This is a genomic window from Paeniroseomonas aquatica, assembly GCF_030409335.1.
Lineage (GTDB): Bacteria > Pseudomonadota > Alphaproteobacteria > Acetobacterales > Acetobacteraceae > Belnapia > Belnapia aquatica.
Map to the genome: position 1 here is coordinate 1 of NZ_JAUFPN010000283.1, position 4,005 is coordinate 4,005.

Genomic DNA, 4,005 nt, shown 5'->3' on the forward strand with positions numbered 1-4,005 from the left:
CACACACCGCAGCCTGAAGCCGCAACACAGGCCCGCTCAACCCGCCGGCTGCACCGCCCTCTGGTGCCGCAGCAGGGCCGAGGCGTCCCGGGCGGGCATCGGCCGGCCGAAGAGGTAGCCCTGGGCCTCGAGGCAGCCGTCGGCGCGCAGCTGCTCGAACTGCTCCTGCGTCTCCACCCCTTCCGCCGTGGTGCTCATGCCGAGGCTGCGGCCGAGCCCGGAGATGGCGCTGACGATGGCGCGGGCGTCGCCCTGCTTGTCGAGGTCGCGGACGAAGGACTGGTCGATCTTGATCTTGTCGAAGGGGAAGCTGCGGAGGTAGCTGAGCGAGGAATAGCCGGTCCCGAAGTCGTCCATCGAGATCCGCACGCCGAGGCCGTGCAGCCGGTGCAGGATGGCCAGGGTGGCGACGTTGTCCTGCAGCATGATCGATTCCGTCACCTCGATCTCGAGCCGCGAGCCGGGCAGCCCGGAGGCCCGCAGCGCCGCGGCCACCGCATCCACCAGCAGCGGGCTGCGGAACTGCACCGCCGAGACGTTGACCGCGACCGAGACCTGCTCCGGCCAGGACGCGGCCTCCCGGCAGGCGGTGTGCAGCACCCATTCCCCGAGCGGCATGATCAGCCCGGTCTCCTCGGCCAGCGGGATGAACTCGGCCGGCGAGATCAGGCCGCGCTCGGGATGGTGCCAGCGGACCAGCGCCTCGAAGCCGATGATCCGGCGGCTGCCGACATGCACCAGCGGCTGGAACAGCAGCTGGAATTCCTGCTCGGCGAGGGCGCGGCGGAGGTCGAGCTCCAGCCGCCGGCGTGCCTGCATCTGCGCATCCATCTCGCGCTCGAAGAAGCGCCAGGTGCCGCGCCCCTCGCTCTTGGCCCGGTAGAGCGCGAGGTCGGCATGCTTCAGCAGCACGTCGGCCGAGGCGCCGTCCTCGGGCGCCAGCGCGATGCCGATGCTGGTGCCGACGACCAGCTGCTGGCCCTGGATCTCGTAGGGCCGGCTCAGCTCCTCGATCAGCCGGCGGGCGAGGACGGTCGCGTCCTGCGGCTGGTGCAGGCTCGCCTGCACGACCGCGAACTCGTCGCCGCCGAGCCGCGCCGCGGTATCCACCTCGCGGATGCTCGCCCGCAGCCGGGCGGTCACCGCGCGCAGCAGCTCGTCGCCCACCGGATGGCCGAGCGTGTCGTTCACCGCCTTGAAGCGGTCGAGGTCGAGGTAGAGCACGGCGAAGCTCTCGCCGCGGCTGGCCCGGGCCAGGGCCTCCTCCAGCCGACCGCGGAGCAGGGTGCGGTTGGCCAGGCCGGTCAGGGCGTCGTGCCGCGCCATGTGCTCGACCTGCGCCTCGGCGCGGCGCCGTTCCGTCATGTCCTCGAAGGTCAGGATGCAGCCGCCGCCATCGAGCGCGCGGGTGGTGACGGCCACGATGTTGCGGCCGCGCGGCTCCTCGAACTGGAAGGCGCTGCCGGCGGCGAAGACGCGGCGGCGGAATTCGTAGACCTCGCTCGCGCGCGTCTCACTGAAGTGGTGCGCCTCGGTGCAGACGGCCACCACCTCGCTGAAGGTCATGCCGACCCGCAGGCTGCCGGGCGGCACGCAGAGCACCTCGCAGAGCCGGGTATTGGCGACCACCAGCCGCTCCTCGGCGTCGTACATGGCGATGCCGAGCGACATGTTCTCGAGCGCCGCCTCGAAGCGGCCGTTCTGCACCTGCAGCGTCGCCACCACCTCCCGCAGCCGCTCGTTCGCGTTCTCCAGCTCCTCGGCCATCAGGCCCAGGGCGCGGTTGGCGCGGCGCCTTTCGCGTTCGGCCGCCGCGTAGCTGTCGCTGACGAGCTGGCCGAGGCGGTCGAGGTCCGGCTCCCCCGATGCCGCCCCCACCTTGGCCAGCTGGGCGGCGAAGAGACGATGCACCGGGGCGGCGTTCATGCGGCCGTCTCGGCCAGGGTGGTCACCGTCATGGACTGGTTGTGCAGCTCGCAGGCGCCGGATCCGGCATGCGGGGCGATCTCGCCGTAGGAGTAGAAGCCGGTGAAATGCGTCGCCCCCGGCAGTTCCGCCGCCGCCGCCGCGATCTCGTCGGTCGCCGACTGGCCGAGCACCAGGCGGCGGCCGATGCAGCTCACCATGATGGCCAGGCGGTCGCCGCCCGGCGCCGCCCCGCCGCCGGCCGCCTGCCCGGCGGCATCGGCGGCGGCGGCGACCAGGTCGTCGCAGTGCCCGTGCATGAGCTGCGCGATCCAGCCCTCGGGGATGTCGCCGGCGAAGGTCATGGTGCGCGCGGCGCGGTCCACGCCCAGCACGGTGCGGACCACGTCGTGCTGCGGCCGCGCCGCATCCCAGATCAGCAGCGGATAGAGCAGCGCGGTGCCGGGCATCCCGGCCGCCTCCTCGCCGAGGTAGCGCTCGTAGAGGTCGAGCGCCGGCTGGCCGTCCAGCTCGAGCAGCAGGTTGCCGCGGGAACGGGTGACCCGGCGCTTCGGGCCGAAGGGCGCCCAGCCGCCGGCGCGGCCATGGCCGATGCGCAGCGCCCCGCCGTAGAAGCCGACGGCGGCGGCGAGACGTTCCTCCGGCGGGCGGTCGCCGGCGCCGACCAGGGTGGCGGCGAAGCGCGCGCCATCCCCGGCCAGGCCGCCCGAGAGCGGCACCCCGGTGCCGAGCGCCGCCGCGAGCCCGGCGAGCAAGCGGGTGCCGTTCACGTGCAGCCCGTCCGAGAGCACCAGGACGCCGCAGAGGTCCTCGGCCGCCAGCGCCCGGCCCAGCGCCAGCCCGGCCTCGTGCGAGTCCTCGCTGCTGCGGACGGCGGCGCGGGCCAGGCGCAGCCGGGTCGCGCCGAAGCGGATGGCGGTGGCGACCACGCCCTCGTCGTCGATCTCCGCCCCGAGCATGTGGCCGCCGGTGCTGCAGCCCAGCAGCGTCGCGCCGGGATAGGCCGCCTGCAGCTCGCGGTGGCGGCCGCCGGAGGCCAGCGCCTCCCGCCCGCCGAAGTAGAGGACGAGGCCGGCATCGGGGAGGGCGGGCGCCGGGTCCCAACCGGCGGCGGCGGTCCAGGCCCGGTGTTCACAGCGCATGCCCATCTCCCTGCAACCCGCGGAACCCCGCGCGGCACAGCGCCATCTAGCCGGGCCCGGGTTAAGCCATCGTCACCATGGGGGCGCGATCATCGCCGGGCGCGGCCCGGGCCCCTCACCGCCCGGAATCGATCCGCCACGCCGCCAGCCCGGCGACGCGGTTGCGCAGGCTGAGCTCGCCGATGCGCCGGCCGGGGAAGGCGCCGCCCAGCAGCCGCCAGGTCGGCTCGCCCACCAGGATGGTGCAGCGGCCGCCGCCGCCATGCTGCTTGCCGAGCTGCTCCAGCCGGGCGCCGACATTGGCGGTGTCGCCGAGCAGGCAGAATTCCATGCGCTCGCCGCGGCCGAGGCTGCCGGCCACCAGCGGGCCGGTATGGATGCCGATGCGCAGGCCGGCCTCGGGCAGGCCCGCCGCCCGCCATTCGGCGTTCAGCGCCTCCATCGCCTGCTCCATCGCCAGGGCGCAGCGGGCGGCGGCGGCGGCATCCGCGGCCCGGCCCGCCGCATCCGGCCGCGGCACCGGCACGCCGAAGACCACCAGCATGCCGTCGCCGACGAAGCGCAGCACCACCCCGCCATGCGCCACGCTGACCGCGACCATGACGTCGATGTAGCGGTCCAGCCAGTCGATCAGCGGCGCCGGCGGCAGCGCCTCGCAGATGGCGGTGAAGCCGGCGATGTCGGAGAACAGCACCGTCGCCACCAGCTCCTGCGGCTTCGGCCGGCCGCCGGCCATGAACAGCGCGCGGTCGCGCAGCAGCGCCTCGGCCACCTCGGCGCCGAGGAAGCGGGAGAACAGCCCGCGCAACGCCTGCCGGTCCCGCCGCTCAGCCCGGCTGCGCCAGGCCCGCGCCCCGCCGCCGGCGAGCAGCGCCGCCAGCACCGGCCCGAGCCCGGGCCAGGCCGCCCCGCCGGCGGCCAGCGCCGCGAGGGCGGC

3 protein-coding genes are annotated in these 4,005 nt (G+C 74.8%); all 3 read right to left on the reverse strand.

Annotation, left to right across the window (positions count from 1 at the left end; all coding sequences use genetic code 11):
- Positions 1-36: 36 nt before the first annotated feature.
- Positions 37-1,926: a putative bifunctional diguanylate cyclase/phosphodiesterase gene (locus tag QWZ14_RS29500; RefSeq protein WP_290320641.1), complete on the reverse strand. Its 1,890-nt coding sequence runs from the start codon at positions 1,924-1,926 to the stop codon at positions 37-39.
- On the reverse strand, positions 1,923-3,068 hold the full coding sequence (locus tag QWZ14_RS29505; protein ID WP_290320642.1) for an FIST signal transduction protein: 1,146 nt from the start codon (positions 3,066-3,068) through the stop codon (positions 1,923-1,925). Before QWZ14_RS29505 ends, QWZ14_RS29500 begins: the two co-directional genes overlap by 4 nt.
- A gap of 115 nt (positions 3,069-3,183) precedes the next feature.
- Positions 3,184-4,005: adenylate/guanylate cyclase domain-containing protein (locus QWZ14_RS29510; protein WP_290320644.1), on the reverse strand; the 822-nt coding region annotated here is incomplete at its 5' end.

Excerpts from the sequence above, each read along its gene's own strand:
- QWZ14_RS29500 (WP_290320641.1), bottom strand. The coding sequence starts at position 1,926 with ATGAACGCCGCCCCGGTGCATCGTCTCTTCGCCGCCCAGCTGGCCAAG.
- QWZ14_RS29505 (WP_290320642.1), bottom strand. The coding sequence starts at position 3,068 with ATGCGCTGTGAACACCGGGCCTGGACCGCCGCCGCCGGTTGGGACCCG.